The organism is Steroidobacter flavus (genome assembly GCF_042651805.1).
Classification (GTDB): domain Bacteria; phylum Pseudomonadota; class Gammaproteobacteria; order Steroidobacterales; family Steroidobacteraceae; genus Steroidobacter; species Steroidobacter flavus.
Window position 1 is genome coordinate 1313566 of the sequence record NZ_JBHSDU010000015.1, and the last position, 16006, is coordinate 1329571.

Genomic DNA, 16006 nt, shown 5'->3' on the forward strand with positions numbered 1-16006 from the left:
CGCGAGATAAGGCTGCGTAATAGCGGCGGCATAACGCGCTCTTATGAGCGCCATTACCGCAATTTTCTTCCGCTGCCGGGGCCGCTTACCTACGATGCCCGCTGACAAAACAAACAGCGACAGGGGACGAATCATGACTATCAGCAGACGCGGCTTCATGCAGGGCGCACTGGCCTCCAGCGCAGCGTTCGGTTGGGCGCTGCCGGCCCTGGGCAAAGCTCAGGACGTACCGGTCCTGATGAAAGAAGCCGAGGATCTTTACGCCCGCTCCATCGTCGTCGACATGCTGTGCGACGAAATCCGCGATCAGGAAGGCTTGAAGTACATCAAGGACAGCGCCGTCACTTGCATGAGCACCACGCTCGGGGTTCGCAAGCCGGAGACGGAGAATGCCAAGGGCTCTTATATGCTCAATGCGTTCCCGCTCGCGGCCGCCGTCGAGGATTGCGCCGCCTGGAACCGGTTCATCAAAGACAACAGTTCCATTCTGGCCCCGGCACGCACCACTGGCGATATCCGTCGCGCCAAGCAGGAAGGCAAGCGGTCCGTGATGCTGAACTTCCAGAACACGCCCATCGAAGGCCGGCTGGAAAACCTCGACATGTTCCATTCGCTCGGCGTCCGCACGATGCAGCTTACGTACAACGAGCGCAACGACATCGGCGACGGCTCCACCGAGCGCACCGACGCGGGCGTGAGCACCTTCGGGCTGGCGGTGATCGAGCGCATGAACGAGCTGGGCATCATGGTGGACAGCTCGCACTCCGGCCATCAGACCAGCTTCGACGCCATCGAGTTCAGCAAGAAGCCTTCGATCTTCTCCCACACCAACTGCGCGGCGCTCAACCAGCATCCTCGTAACAAGACGGATGAGCACATCCGTAAGCTGGCGGCGAAAGGCGGCGTGATGGGGCTGACGACGGTCAACGTCATGGTCAAGCGCGATCTGCCGGTGACCATGAGCGACTTCATCGATCATATCGATCACATCGTGAAACTGGTCGGCATCGACCACGTCGCCCTGGGCAGCGATACGTTAGTGCGCGGCTGGCCGACCGACCCGAAGCAGAAGGAAGCCTTTCTCGCCGCTTACGGCGAGCCGTTCTTCAAGAACACCTATCGGTTTAGATACCCGTTGGGCACGGAAGGCCTCAATGACGAGCACAAATGGAAATATCTCACTGCGGGCTTGATCAAGCGCGGCTACAAAGAAGAGGCGATCGTCAAGATTCTTGGCGGCAACTGGCTGAGAGTCTTTGGTGAGGTCATCGGCTGACGCCCTCACCTCGTGCAGGCACCCACCTCAACAGCGCCGCGGCATCAGAGCCACTTGCCGCGGCCCCGCCTCGCCCCTGCGGGAATCTTACGCCCTGCACGCCAACTCGAAACATCGCAGCCAGCTCGAACCCCGCAGGCACTGGCTGCCGTGGCCACAGATTCAGATCCACGGACCAGACATCGCCAGGTCGACGCTGGATCATGCTATCGGTGGTCGCTAGCGAACCGTACGAAGGATGTGCCATTGCCTCGATGAGTCGAACGTTTGCCGCTCCCCTGCCTCGCGCGCTACCCACGACTTTCCACCGACCCGCCGAAGGATTCGTCACCACGATCTGCTTGTCACGAGCGTGGTCGTAACTCTTGGCGGGAAGGCAGGTGGAGCCGCTGCAGTCGTAGAGATGGAGGTCGACTGTGGCGGCATCCTGAGTCGTTATCTCAGTCCGGACCGTCAGCCAGGACGCGCCGGCGATGACCTCGATCTCACGCTCCACTCGCTCGCCGGCGCGCAGTTGCAAATCGATTTCTCGCCGTACCGCAAGTGGCGCGGAAATCAGGCCGCCGACGAAAGACGCATACCGATTGCTCAGCGTCACCTGCCCGCTGTGCTGCTGCAGATCGACGGAGTAGATCGAAGCGGTGGTCGTCACTGCGGTCGCCGGCAGCGCCTCGTTCTCCGGCACCGACCAGTCGTGCTCGGATGCATCGGTGGAATCAACCAAGGTCACCTGCCACACACCGGGCATGGGGCGGAACACCGACAGTCCACCGGACGTCGACAGCGCCTCGATGGTGCCGTACTCGACCACCTGGTAGTTGTCGGGCGCGTGCAGAAGCACGCTGATCTTCTGGCGCTTCGAACCAGCGCTGATCCGGAACAACTCAACTCCCTCGGGCACGTCGAAGAACATGTTGTGGCGACCTGGCCGATCCAGCTGGACCTCCTCACTGACCTCAAAGCGATTCTCAGCCGTGAACGGGTGCGGCACGACGACGGTCACAGGCACCGTTGCAATCTCGACACCTGCACGCTCCAGCCGAAGCAGATCGCTGTACACCCGCGGCTCCCCTACCGAGATCTGAATCTGCAGAGTCACCGCCTTGTCGAGCGGCAACTCCACGGACGCACGAGTCTCGAATGCACGCTGGTCGGGTCCTTGCCAGGACAGCGCGTACTGAACGGGCGTGCGCGGTCCGGTCTTCCGCGTCAACGTGATTTCGCGAGTGCCTCGCATACCCGGCTTCCAGCCGTCTCGCTCAAATAGGCCACTGCCGACATTCGGTACAGGCAACCGATCGCTCACCGCCGTTCGAACCGGCGCGGAGACGTCGATGACTTCGACAGTCCCGCTAGCAGCTGCCTGCAGATGTCGCCAGGCTGCATCGATCTGAACCAGCCCGCGCCCTTGTTTATAAGTATCGATGTTCGGAAGGCGGCGCGCAGACTCGCGCATGGCCCGGTGTACACGATTTCCATCGACCGCCAGCCGCTCGCGCTTGGCGGCCCCCATCAGCAGCGCCGCTGCTCCCGCCGCTACGGGCGTTGCACATGAAGTGCCGCCGCAAATGTCATAGCCAGGCGGCAGCTCGTAGACGCCACCGCGTCGCGCGCGACCGCGATCCCATTTGAAGCCTACGGCAAGCGACATCGGCGTCGCCGGAGCAACCAGGTCCGGCTTCAACGCCCCCGTTCCGGCAGGCCCCTCGGAGCCGACCCAATGCAGGCTGTCCCGATTGCGACTGTGAATGCCGAGATTGACGTAGCCGTTCTCGGCGCTCTGATACGCGCCAACGGCAATCACAGACTCCGGCATCGCCGTGTCCATGACGTTGCCCATGCCGATGACGTTGTCCGCGGTGACGAACGCCGGTTTCGAATGTCGTGCCTGCAGCCTCGCGATAATCAGTGCCGGCACGGAACGGCCGTCCCTCGCCAGATGATAGACGCCCGAAAGATACAAATGTCCTTCGATCAGCACCACGTCGACCTGAGGATGCGTGAAGGCCGTGATGATCCCGCGAACGAACGTCGCGATGGAATCGTTGCCGTGCGCGGAGACCGCCAGCAACTGCGCACCCGGTGCAACGCCGTCGATGCGGCCGGCCGGCGTCCGGTTTGCGACCGCGGCGCCGGCCACTGCGCTCGCATGGTTGCCGACACCGAAGTTGAACGACAGCCGATCGCGGTCCCTTTGCAGCGCGTACGCAATCGTATCTCGCACCGGTGTTTTCGGATCGTCGCGGCCGACGATGCCGAACTCGTGCGTGCGACGATATTCGGCCACCGCAAGCTCATCCGCGAAATCGCCGTCGAGATCGGTATCGAGCCAGGCTTGCTGGCTGCGCTCGGACCACAGCACGGGATAGGAGATCAACACTCCTGCCGCCGCCTCCTGTTCGGTAGCCGGCACTGCATTCTGCGACCAAACCTTGTGGCCGATCTCATAAATGCGCTGTACGCCGCCGTCAGTGGACAGCACCGCCAGACGCGTCATGCGAAACGCGCCGTCGAACGGCACGGAATACGTCCGGCCTCGATGCGTGAGCTGCCGCGAGCGCGACGTCAGCGACGACGAGAAGCGCGAAGTCCAGAATTCGCCCATACCCTCGGACTGCGGATCGAGCGTCGGCAGCGTCGCGGGCAGATTGATCACATCCAGAAACTTCGGAATCCGCTCGCCGCCGGCCGACCACGCGGTCTGCAACTCGGGCAGCAGGAAATCCGGGAACCATTCCACGTGCGCAATCACCACGCCGCGACCGTCGTTGCCACCGAGACGCTCGCGAAAAGCGATTCCGTCCATGTCTTTCAGAATGTCGTACGGTTGTTCGAGGTTCGGCGCTCCGAGCTGCGGCGGCCAGTCCGCACGCACGTCTCGCACGGACGTCGCAGCTTTGTCGACCTCGGCCTCAGCCGGTGTTTTCGGTGGCGACCACGGTGGCGACTCCCAACCGAACAGCGCCTCACCATAGCGCCCACGAAAATTGTCGAGCTCGGCAGCTGCGATCGACGAATGATCCAGGAACTTCCGAACGCGCGCCGTCGGCAACACGGCCGTCACGTAGTCGACGTCCTTGCGAACATAGTCGACGCGACCACCCTCTCGGCGCACGAGATCGATCACCTCCCCGGTCCTGCCCTCTGCGGCGGCGATGGCGAGGACCACATACGGTTCGCCATTCGCTTCGTACAGCGCCAGCTTGCTGGATTCGACCGCATCCAGGCTCCATGCGCGCGAGGCCAGCAGCGCCAACCACGGCGCCAGCCATAGCAGATTCTTCATCGTGTGACCTCGAGGCCTATTGGGGATTATTTGTTCTGGGTCGCCAGGTTCGTGTCGAGCCAGGCGACGATCTCATCGACCACGCTGCGCACGTTCGCCGGCGACTGGCGCAGCCCGTGATCTTCGCCCCAATACCGCAGCAGCTTCGCCCGCTTGCCTTGACGGTACAGCGCGTAAAAAAACTCTTCCGCCTGCGACATCGGGCCGCGAATGTCCTGCTCTCCATGAATCATCAGCAGCGGCGTCTGCACGCGATCGACAAAATACAGCGGCGAGTTCCTCAGGTAGTGCCATAGGTCTTCCCACGGCGGCACGCCCATGCTGACTTGACCGTGTTCCAGCAGCCCCCAGTTGGCCGACTTCTGATGCTCGATGCCCCCGTAACCGCGCGCGGTGGGATCGAACTGTCCGTACAAGCTCACCAGTTCAGTGATGCCGGCCATCGCAATCGCCGCCTTGAAGCGATTCGTGTAAGTCACCAGCGAATACGTGCTGTAGCCGCCGTAACTCTGGCCCATCACGGCGAGCCGATCGGGATCGGCGATGCCCAGCTCGATCAGCTTGTCGACGGCGGGCATCGCACCCTTCGGCAGGTCGATGTAATCGTCGTTCTTCCCGCCATCGGGCGCGAGCGGCATGCTCGGCATCATCACGACGTAGCCCTTCGCGGCGTACAGGCGCATGTTGTACATGCCGGCGTAATAGGCATTGAAAAAATCGCTGTCGAAGCCGCGCACCGTGGCGCCGGCGTACACCCACATCAGCATCGGATACTTGCGACCCGGCACATAGTCCGGCGGCAGAATCACGCCGGCTTGCAACGACTGGCCATCGATGCCGCGATACTCGATGAGTCGGGTCTCGCCCATCGCCACATCGGCCATATGCTCATTGATCGACAGCAATTTCCTGGCGTCAGTGCCAGCCGCATTCGTCGCCCACAGAAACGTGCCCGTTGGTGCCTGATCTTTGAACAGCAGTCGCGTGCGTGCCGCGTCGTACGATTCGAATCGCGCGGTCGGGTTCGGCAGCTCGATCGGCGTCACCGTTGCAGTGTCGCCCTGGATCTGTGCCCGCACCCAAGGCCGCACTCCGTCCTTGCCCTTGCCAGCGATCAACAGCTCAAATGCCGCGCTTCGTTGCGGCCCGGCCCACACGACTTCGGCCCCTTGCGGCAGCGGTGCCGATGCGAGTCGCGTTGCCTCGCCGCTGGTTGCATCGAGCGTCCACAGCGCATCGTCGGCGACTCCCACCAACCGGCCGTTCGATGCGACACGATGCAAGCTTGCAGGAACGTGCGCCATCTTCGAGGTGAGATTGATAGGTTCGGCATCGTCGCGAAGCAGCCACCAGTCGGCGCGAGGGACGCTGCGCGAACGAACCTGACGGATCCACCACTCCAGCGGCGACAGTTCCTCATCGGCACGCACAGCCTTCGCAATCAGCCCGCCGGTATCGGCCCAGATCACGCTCGACGTGTCCGGGATGTCGGCCCCTGACGCCGCTGCCGCCATCGACAGCGCTTCCGGGCTCACGCGCTTGATGGAGAGATCGCGAGCGGACGCGACGAACATGGTCAGTGACAGCGTCGATATTTTGGGACGCGCACGGACCGCCACCGCGCTGCCATCGTTCGACCAGGACAACAGGTCCAGCAGATATTTGCCGGTTGCAGGCAGCGGCGCCCAACGCACCGACGAGCCGGCTATGAGATCGACAAATCCCAGCTGCTTGTCCACTGCCCAGGAGCCGAACGGATAAGAGAACTTCTCACCGCCGCCCGGCGCAGTGGCACGGATGGTCGCCAACAGCGCCGCCGATTTCGCATCCGGCGCAACCACCATCTGCAGATCGCCGTCCAGCGGAAACACGGGCACCGACGCGATCTCGTCCGATCGGGCATTGCGAGCGTTGATCCGCAGCAGCGAGACGTTCAATGGCGCGGCGGATTCTGCGCCCGCGCTCTCAACCGACGATACGGTCGGCTGGTCGCCTTGCTCGAGCGACTTCAATGTCGCGAACGCATGCTTCAAGCTGCGCGAGTACGCATCGAGCAGGCCGGAAACATTTCCTTGCGGAAGTGCCACCGCCAGCAGCGAAGTGTCGTCGATCCAAACAAACGGCGCGTTCTCCTCGTCGCTGCAGCGACCGGCGTTGTGAGCCTGGTTGAACTGATTGCGAAGATCGACGCGATAGAGCGACGAGCCGCCCATCGTCTGCGTCATCATCGCCCGTGAGCTCAGCCGCTTGATCGCCCCGCTGGATTTCTCCCATACGTGCAAGCGGATGTTATCGCCGCCGCGCGGCTCCTTTCCCGCGGGCTTGGTCGAGAGCATGGCAAGCCGTTGCCCGTCGGGTGACCAGGTGGCGCACCAGAATCCACTTGCGTCACGCGCACCTTGCGTGAGATTGCGTCGCTCGCCGGTCCTGGTGGAAATCAACCAGACATCGGCGCGCGTCACGTCCGCTTCATAATAAGTCCGACCGTACATCTCGCCGGGCGTCACCGGACGGATGATCACCGCCGCAATCCACTCGCCATCCGGGGAGACGGCGGTGTGATTGACGACGCTGAGCTTGAACAAATCGTCCAGCGTCATCGGATGCTGCGCGAACGCGCCGCCCGCCACGCACAGCGATACCAACAGTGCCCACAACTTGACCAGGCAGATGCGCATCGGGATCACCACCGCTTGGACACGCCGAAGGTCACCATCCGCCCGAGCGGACTGGCGTTGGCACCGTCGTAGTGCGAGTTGCGGCCGGAGGCAGCCACGTACGGCGGCTGTTCGTCGAGCAGATTGATCACGCTGAGCGACAGAAACAGGTTCTTGTTCGCTACTGCCGCGTCGCCCAGCTCATATCGAAAGTTCGCATCGACCGTCACATAGGAGCGGATCGGCGCATCGATCGCACCCGACGTATCCACATAGGAGTCGGCGTAGTTCACCGCCAGCGCTGCGTCGTACTTGCCGCGCGACCACCAGGCGGTGGTGCGAATTCGCCAGTCGAGCGGATTGCCGGTCGTGTCCACCAGATCCACCGCGGGCACACCGGGCGCGAACGAGCTCATGATTTCCTGGAGATGGCTGGCGTTGAAGCCAAAGCGAAACTGGTTGTCGCGCCACTCGAAGCCATAGTCGAGGGTCAGATCGAAGCCGCTGATGTCGACCTTGCCAGCGTTGATCCAGCGACTCTCGTAGGTGTAGCGCGTGCTGTTTTCCGGGTTGGGACCGAAGAAGCCGCCGGCATAGCTCGGTCCCGAGGCGTCGTAGTAGCTCACGGGGCCATTCACCAGCTGCGCCAGGGCAGCCTGCAGCGCCGCCGCCGACGCATATTCCGTCACGAACGCCTGCAATGTCGGATCCAGCAGTGCGCCGCTATCGAACGGCGGCGCGATGATGCGATCGGTGTACTTGATGTCGAAGTAAGTCAGCCCGATCTCCAGCCCCGACACCGACTCGGGACGAAACGTGAGCCCGACCGTCCAGTTCTTGGACTCCTCCGGGACCAGCGGCGAGGAGCCGAACAGCTGGATCACGGGCACGTAGCCCACGCCATCGGGCGCGGTGAACGAATAGATGAACATCAGCGGATCGATGCCTTTGTTGCTGTCGGCGAGCTCGCGACCCGCCGAGGGCGCGCGAAATGAAGTGCTGTAGCTGCTGCGCAGCTCGAGCGAATCGATGGGCGACCACGAGATGCCGATCTTAGGATTCGTGGTGTCGCCGAAATCCGAGTAGTCGTCGTAGCGGGCGGCCAGCGATATCTCCAGTCTGCGAACACCCGTCATCGCATTGTCGTGACCGACCAGCGGCACGTGCAATTCCGCGAACATCGATTTGACGGTGCGCTCCGCTTCCTCGTCGGCGGCCCACAATGGCACCTTGCGATAGTATTCCTCGGAGCGTGTGCTGGCGCCGACCGCGAGCCCGACGTTGCCGCCGGGCAGAGTGAACAGCGGGCCGGTCACCTTGATGCCCGAGCTCCACTGGTCCTGGCGCTGATCCTGGACGTATGACTGCGACGCATCGGGCGCGCCGGTGGCCACATTCCTGGCATCGAAACGCAGGTCGATGTCTTCCCGGCTCACCACACCATCGAGCGAAACTTCCCAGTCGCGGCCGAGCTCGTAGGTCAGACCCAGTGCCGCATTGATGCGATCGATGGTGTTGGGCTGCTCGGCGGTCAGCCTGCCGCCGCTGAATGTGAGATGGCCGAAGCGCTCCGAATGCGAGTACTGCACGTCGGCCTGAGCGGATAACTTGTCGCCGAGCCGCTGCCGGCCCGAGAACACGAACGCGATCTGTTTGTTCTCGGGAAAGATCGACGTGGGATGGCGCACCGTCGACGTGACATCGCGATCCGCGGCCAGCAGCTCGCTCTGGTTCTTGTAGTCGATCACGAACAGCGCATTGCCACTGCCCCATTGCGAGCCCACCGTGTGAGTGAGCTGCCATTCGTCGAGGCCGTCTTCGGTGGTGAAGCCGTAGAGCGCCTGGCTCTCCGCCCCTTCGAAATCCTGCTTGAGGATGAAATTCACCACGCCGCCGACTGCATCGGCACCGTAGATGGCCGACGCGCCGTCGCTCAGGATCTCGATGCGCTCGATGGCGCTCAGCGGGATCAATGAAATGTCCGTGAACGTGCCGGAGCTCGATGCCGCGATCCGGCGGCCGTTGATCAACGTGAGAGTCGCAACCGAGCCGAGACCTCGAAGGTTCACGCCGGTGCCCTTGGTGCTGTTGACGCCGGCAAGCGAGCCCGCACTCAACTCGCCATCGGCCGTAGCGCCTTCAGAGCCGCTGCGCACGTTCTGCGGCAAGGACTGCAGTAACTGTTCGGTGGTGCTGTAGCCGCTGCGCCGGATCGTCTCCTTGTCGATCACGATCACCGGCGAGCCGGCCGGCGCCACGCCTTTGATGTTGGTGCCGGTGACGACCACTTCGTCCACGTACCACGACTGCGCCGAGTCGCGCAGCGCGCCTTCCCTCGATGTTTCTTTCGGCTTCACCACCACCGTCGCCTTGCCGTCGAAGCTGACACTGAGGCGCGTGCCTTCGGTCAGCTTGGTGATGGCATCGACGGTCGTGAACTGCCCTTTGAGCGCAGGGGCGGCGATGCCCGCCACATCTGCACTGACATAGACGATCTGTAAGTTGTCACGCTCCGCAATGGCGCGCAGCGACGCTTCCAGCGGTTGAGCAGGCAAGTCGAATTCGAGACGGCTGGTCTGGCCCCAGGCCAGCGAGGTGGCGAGCACGCACGCCGCGAGCTGTGCACGGACCGCCAGACAAACGGAACGACGCGGTTGACCCATGATGTTGACCCTTCAAACGCATTGTTATGATCGGACGCTCCCCTGTGGAGTACTTACGGCGCGTTCGTGAGAACCCGACAGCTCGCCAAGATATTTTCCGCGGACCTGAAATTCGTGGCAGTCTTGGTCTCATGTCCGAATCGCCCGTCGCCCGGCTCTTCAAGTCACAGGGGAAACGCGTCCGCAGTTTCCTGCGACGGCGGCTGCGCAACGACGACGATGCACAGGACGCGACCCAGAATGTGTTCCTGGGCCTGGTCAGACGCGAACAGGCCGGTGCATTGGAAGAAGACGCACGCGCCTACATGGTGAAAGCGGCTTACAACGCCGCCACCGATGTACAGCGCTCGCGTGCAACTCACCACGCCGACGATCACTTCGCGCTCGACGAGAACACCCCGGCGGGCAGCAAGGTCGAAGCCAGCGAGATTCTTTATTGGCGCGAAGGCTTGCGCCGGGTCGTCGACGCGCTGAATGAGCTTCCCGATCTCACTCAACAAGTCTTCGCGCTCTACTATCTCGAAGGGCTGCCGCACGCGGGCATCGCTCGCCGGTTGCACATCTCGATCCGCAGCGTCGAGCGGCACATGGCGAAAGCGCTCGCCCATAGTCAGGAACGACTCAAGGACTACCTGCGATGAACACCCCGTCGATATGGACTCACCTGCGGCACGTGTTGGGCGGCTATCCCAACACCGCGGCCGAATGGGCAGTGCGCGTTCAATGTCCCGACGTGACTCGCCAGGAATTGCTGGTGCTGGATCAGTGGCTCAAAGCCGACCCGCGCAACGCGCAGGCGTACGCCGAGATCAACAAGATCAGCTATCTCGGGCTGCAGCTGCGGGAACATCGCGCCGAGCTGCCGCGCCTGGAAGGTTATCGACGACTGCGAGCGGCCGAGCGACAGAGCGAAAGATTCGTTCCGGTGCGCCTGTCCCGACTGACTCCGTCGCTGGCTGGCGCCTGTGCCCTGCTGTTGCTCACCGTCATGGTCGGCTGGTTCTGGTACGCGAACGATCGCTATTCGGTGGGCCACGGCGAGCAGCAGCGAGTCACGCTCTCCGACGGCTCGAGCGTCGTCGTCAACACCGATTCAGAAGTGAAGGTGCTCTACAGCGATAGCTCGCGCGTGGTGGCGTTGCCGCGCGGCGAGGCTTTCTTCGAAGTCGCCAAGAATCCCGAGCGGCCGTTCATCGTTCGCACCGACGATCTCGAAGTCCGCGCCATCGGCACCAAGTTCAGCGTCCGCCGCACCGAGGGCGGCACGCAGGTCGTGGTTTCGGAAGGCCGCGTACGAGTCTCGCGCATCGACACTGCGCGCACGCCATCGGTCGATCTGATCGCGAACATGCAGTTGAACGTGGCTCCGGAAGTGCCGATTCCCGCGCCCATCGCGATCGATGCAGCGGCCGCCACCAGCTGGACCGGTGGCATGGTGCAATTCGACGATGAGCCGCTGCTCGATGTGCTGCGGGAAGTGAATCGCTACACCGTCAAACCCTTCGTCATCGCCGACCCGGCGCTGCGATCGGTCCGCCTGTCCGGCCGCTTCCGAATCGGCGACATGGAATCGGTCACCTTCGCGCTCACCAACCGCTTCGACATCGCAGTGACGGAGGAGCAGAAGGAGATACGGCTGCACCGGCGATAGCCCCGCCAGGAGTGCTTCAGCTCTATTCCACAACAGGCAGAAGCACCGCCGACGGCTGCTGCTTCGATCGCAGCACCGTGATCTCCGCCTTTTTATAATCCACCGCCTTCGCGTTGAAGATGTTCGGTACGAACGTCTGCGGATTGCGGTCGTACAGCGGGAACAGCGTCGACTGGATCTGCACCATGATCCGGTGGCCCGGCTGGAACACATGATTCACGTTCGGCAGCTCGAACTTGTACTGCTGCGGCTTGTTGGCCGGAATCGCGCTGGGATGCTCGAAGCTCTCCCGATAGCGGCCGCGAAATATATCCATCGCAATCGCCAGCTGATAACCGCTGACCGCGGCATTGAGCGGATCCTTCTTTGGATACACGTCGATGAGCTTGACGACGAAGTCGCCATCGGTGCCGCTGGTCATGGCGCGAATGTCGGCGATAGGAATCCCTTGCACGTGTACCGGCTGCGTCAGCACCGGCGTCTCATACACCAGCACATCCGTGCGACCGTCGACGAAGCGCTGATCGGCCACCAGCCATTTGCTCCACGGCTCATAAGAAGTCCCCAACGCCCCCGGCGTCAGGTCGCCGAACGGATCGAGCACCGGGCGCGGCAGAAACGGCACGGGCTTGGCCGGATCGCTGATATAGGCATCGCCACCGCTCGACTGCGCAGGCCCATCGAACGACAGCTTGAAACTCTCGCTCAGATAAAGCGGCTTCAGCTCACCGATCTGTGGCCAGGTCGAGAAGCGCTCCCAGCGCTTCTCACCGGTGTTGTAGACGGTGACGCGTGCGAGGCCGGACGGCGGCCCGTCACGCAGATGCTCGTCCAGAAACGGCAGCAGAATGTCGCGGCGATACTGACGAGCCGTGTCTTCGCTCCACACCATCGGGCCGAGCGAACTCCCCTCCGCCTTCACTTGATTGTGATTCCATGGCCCGAGCACCAACCAGTTGTTGGCCTCGCTCCCCGCTGCCTTGAGTGCTCGCCAGGCGCGGTTCGCACCGCCAATGTCCTCTTGATCCCACATGCCCTGCGTCCACAGCGTCGGCACTTTCGATGGATGAGCCGCGAGCAGCTTGTCGAGCGCCTGACCTTGCCAATACGCGTCGTAGGCTGGATGCGCCATCGTGCGTTCGATCCAAGGCAACTGGGCGAGACCATGCGAGCGCATGTAGTCGCCGGTCGAGCCGGCCCGCAGAAACTCTTCGTATTTATCGTAGGTGTCGCTGGGCGCAATCGTGCCGGCGCCGCGCTGGCCCGTCTGCATATGAACGTAGCCGAGCATGATGTTTCTAAACGCGCCGTAGTGAAACCAGTCGTCGCCCATCCATGCGTCGATCAGCGGCCCCTGCGGCACCGCCGCCTTCAGCGCCGGATGAGGATCGAGCAACGCCATGGCGGCAGTGAAGCCTTCATAGGAGGAGCCGATGATGCCGACGCGCCCGTTCGACTCGGGCACGTTCTTCACCAACCAATCGATGGTGTCCCAGGTATCGGTGGCATGATCAGTCTCAGTCGGATTCAGCGGTCCGCGCGGCGGACGCGTCATCACGTAGTCACCCTCCGATCCATACTTTCCGCGCACGTCCTGATACACGCGGATGTATCCCGCCTTCACGAAATACTCATCGCCCGTCGGCAGCGCCCCCAGCAACGAGGCGCTGTCGGCCGAGCGCGTCGAACGCCCCGTCGCATCGTACGGCGTCCGGTTCATCAACATCGGCGCGCTCTTCGCGCTCTTCGGCACATAGATGATCGTATGCAGCTTCACGCCGTCGCGCATGGGAATCATCACGACGCGCTTGACGAAGTCCTGCGCCGGCAGCACCGGCTCGAACTGGCGGGGAATATCGCTCAAACTGACAGCTCCTTCGGATGCATGCGCCGGCGGCAGCGCCAGCATCACCGCGACCAGACTCACCCTCATCGAACCCATACGCTCTCCCAAAAAAAGAGGCACGACCCACACCAGCACGTGGGGATCGTGCCCGAGGGGCTGAACACGATTAGAAATTCATGCCGACATTGAAGCCGACGGTGCGCGGGCGCAGCCGGTAAGCTCGCTGAGCGGCGAACACGTTGTCGACCCAGGTGAAGTCGTCGGCATTGGCCGTGTTCTTTACGAACAGACCGACATTGATGGTATTGATCCTGACCCCGGCACTCAGATCGACGAGGCTGTAGTCGCCCGCGGGAGTGCCGGTCTCCTGGAACAGGCTGAAGTACTCGCTGATATAGGTGTAGTCGGCGCGCACGAAGCTCTCACGGCCACCCAGATCGAAACGTTTCTCCAGCGCCGCCTTGACGTTGTATTCGGCCGAGCCAGGCAATCGATCGCCCTTTTCGCCGAGACCTTCTGAGCTTTCCGCCAAGGTGGCATCGACCCAGGACGCCGACAACTCGACGATCAGATCGTCGATCACTTCGGCGGTGGTTTCGAATTCCACGCCTTGCGATCTCGCCTCGCCGGCATTGAAGTACAACGCGGCGCCCTGGAATGCAGTCAACGACGGCACGACGGGAATGCCTTCCCAATCGATCAAAAATCCGGTCAAGCTGCCTTTGAACCGGCCGTTGCTCGATGAGAACTTGATGCCGGCTTCGTAGTTGTCCACCGAGTCCGGATCGAGCAGGCCTTCGGTCACGCGGCGCTCGATGCCGTCGCGGAACTCGATCAGGCCGTCGTGATCGGCGTCGTACTCCGGAAGGATCTGACCTTGGAAGCGCGGCTCGCGAAATCCCTGCGACCATTGCGCATAAGCGAACAACTGATCGCTGAACTTGTACGAAACGTTGAACTTCAGGTTATCGCCATCGACGCTGGCCTTGCGCCCTTCGGTGCTGCTCGGCGTGCCCAGGTTGCGTGAGATGGGCACCGCTTGATCGAACTTGAAATAACGAACGCCAGCGGTCAGGGTCAGCGGCTCGAACGGGCGATACGACAGCTCGCCGAAGCCCGCGACCTGCTTCTGCTTGTTTCTGATCTGACTTTGGCTGAAGAACGCGCTCGCGGGCGCCGGCGGCCGGCCGTTCCAACGAATCGCCACATCGACATCGACGGTGCGATCTTCATAGTACGCGCCGGCGAGCGCCTGCAACGGTCCGGAGAGATCGGAGGTGAAGCGCAGCTCGTTGACGATGACTTCCTTCTCGTTCTCGTTGTAGGAGCCGCTGCCAAGGAACGGCGCACCGAGAAAGGACAGTTCCAGATCGCTCGCCGCCTCGCTCTTGATCAACGAGCTGGAGTTCAGCACGCTGCCCCAGCCCAAGTTGTATTCCAGCACCAGGTTGGTGATGTCGAGATCCATGTCGACGTATTCGTTATCGAGGCCCATCTCGCCGACCTTGACGCGCGTCTGCTGATACTTGCCGGGCAGATCGGTTTCCACTTCACGGAAGCCGTCCTGCTCGATCTTCTGCGTCATATGCATCAGCGTTGCAGAGAACTCGGTCGTGGGCTTCCACAACGCGGTGACGCGAGCGCCGGTATAAACGTCACCGCCCACATGCTTTCGATCCTGCGCAAAGGCGCCCGCATTGGCGGCGTCGATCACCTGCGGGTCCGGATTGCTGACCGCGACGTTGTCGATGTAACCCTCGTTGTCGTACCGATACGCCGCCATGCGCACCGCGAACTTGTCTTGAACCAACGGCGCGTTGACCACGGCCTGCGCCATGTAATTCTGGCCACCGCCGCGACCGGTCAAGGAATATTCCGTGGCGACGCTGCCCTCGGTCTGCTCCAGATTCGGCGCCTTGGGAATGACTCTGACAGTGCCGCCCATTGTGCCCGAGCCGTACAACGTGCCTTGCGGACCGCGCAGCACTTCTACCCGCTGCACATCGACCATTTTGATATCGGCGTTGCCGGCTTGGTTGCCGTTGACCTGCGGCCCCAAGCCCGTGACCGGCACTTCGCCGAAGTAACTGCCAACGGGAGAGTTCGCATCGAGCTGCGAGCCCATCGCAATGCCACGAATCGTGATGGTGTTCGAGCCGGCGCCGCGGTCTTGATAACTGACGCTCGGTAACGCGGCGAGATAATCGTCCATGCCGACCAGATGTCGTTTCTCGATGGAATCCGACGACATCACACTGACCGCCGCGGCGGTCTCCTGCAGATTGGTTTCGCGCTTGGTCGCGGTGACCACGACTTCTTCGAGACGCCGTCGTTCTTCGTTGGCCGCCGGTTCGGCCGCCCACGCACCGGAGCTGGTCACAGTGGCGAGCAGGGTCAGGGCACTCCAGTTTTGAATTCGCATCGCTTCATACCCCATAGATTTCTGACGCGGCGAGTGCCGTGGATTCTTAGCGCGGGCCGCACGGGGTCGCTAACTAATAGATTTAATGCCGAGGATTAGCGCCGCTTATCGGATAAGCCGGAGTTATCGACGCCATTATTAGAATTGCACTCGGTACCGGCAGCGGTGTGATAACAGTGGTCGATTAGATAAAGAACGATGGGAG

General features: G+C 62.4%; 8 protein-coding genes. 3 read left to right on the forward strand and 5 right to left on the reverse strand.

Translation table 11 applies throughout. The annotated features are described in order from the left end of the window. Positions 1–133 precede the first annotated feature (133 nt). The gene (locus ACFPN2_RS33305) at positions 134–1276 is read left to right on the forward strand and encodes a dipeptidase (RefSeq protein WP_380604821.1); all 1143 of its coding nucleotides are present in this window, start codon (positions 134–136) and stop codon (positions 1274–1276) included. Here the strand turns inward: ACFPN2_RS33305 and ACFPN2_RS33310 are convergent. The 3 genes from ACFPN2_RS33310 to ACFPN2_RS33320 are packed head-to-tail and all read right to left on the reverse strand — an operon-like array spanning position 1266 to position 9882. After that, on the reverse strand, positions 1266–4562 hold the full coding sequence (locus tag ACFPN2_RS33310; protein WP_380604823.1) for a S8 family serine peptidase: 3297 nt from the start codon (positions 4560–4562) through the stop codon (positions 1266–1268). The genes ACFPN2_RS33305 and ACFPN2_RS33310 overlap by 11 nt on opposite strands. A gap of 26 nt (positions 4563–4588) precedes the next feature. Then, a complete protein-coding gene (locus tag ACFPN2_RS33315) occupies positions 4589–7240 on the reverse strand; it encodes a S9 family peptidase (RefSeq protein ID WP_380604825.1) in 2652 nt (883 codons plus the stop codon). Positions 7241–7245: 5 nt separating this feature from the next. Next, complete coding sequence (locus tag ACFPN2_RS33320) at positions 7246–9882, reverse strand: TonB-dependent receptor domain-containing protein (protein WP_380604827.1); 2637 nt, start codon at positions 9880–9882, stop codon at positions 7246–7248. Between the two features lie 131 nt (positions 9883–10013). Between ACFPN2_RS33320 and ACFPN2_RS33325 the strand changes: the two genes are divergently transcribed. Continuing rightward, positions 10014–10523, forward strand: a complete 510-nt coding sequence (locus ACFPN2_RS33325; protein ID WP_380604829.1) for an RNA polymerase sigma factor — start codon at positions 10014–10016, stop codon at positions 10521–10523. Next, positions 10520–11533 (forward strand): FecR family protein, encoded by a 1014-nt coding sequence (locus ACFPN2_RS33330; protein WP_380604831.1) that lies wholly within the window; start codon positions 10520–10522, stop codon positions 11531–11533. Before ACFPN2_RS33325 ends, ACFPN2_RS33330 begins: the two co-directional genes overlap by 4 nt. 22 nt (positions 11534–11555) lie before the next feature. On the opposite strand, the gene ACFPN2_RS33335 is transcribed toward ACFPN2_RS33330, so the two are convergent. Then, positions 11556–13475 (reverse strand): CocE/NonD family hydrolase, encoded by a 1920-nt coding sequence (locus tag ACFPN2_RS33335; protein ID WP_380604833.1) that lies wholly within the window; start codon positions 13473–13475, stop codon positions 11556–11558. Between the two features lie 70 nt (positions 13476–13545). After that, a complete protein-coding gene (locus tag ACFPN2_RS33340; RefSeq protein WP_380604835.1) occupies positions 13546–15801 on the reverse strand; it encodes a TonB-dependent receptor in 2256 nt (751 codons plus the stop codon). Positions 15802–16006: the final 205 nt, after the last annotated feature.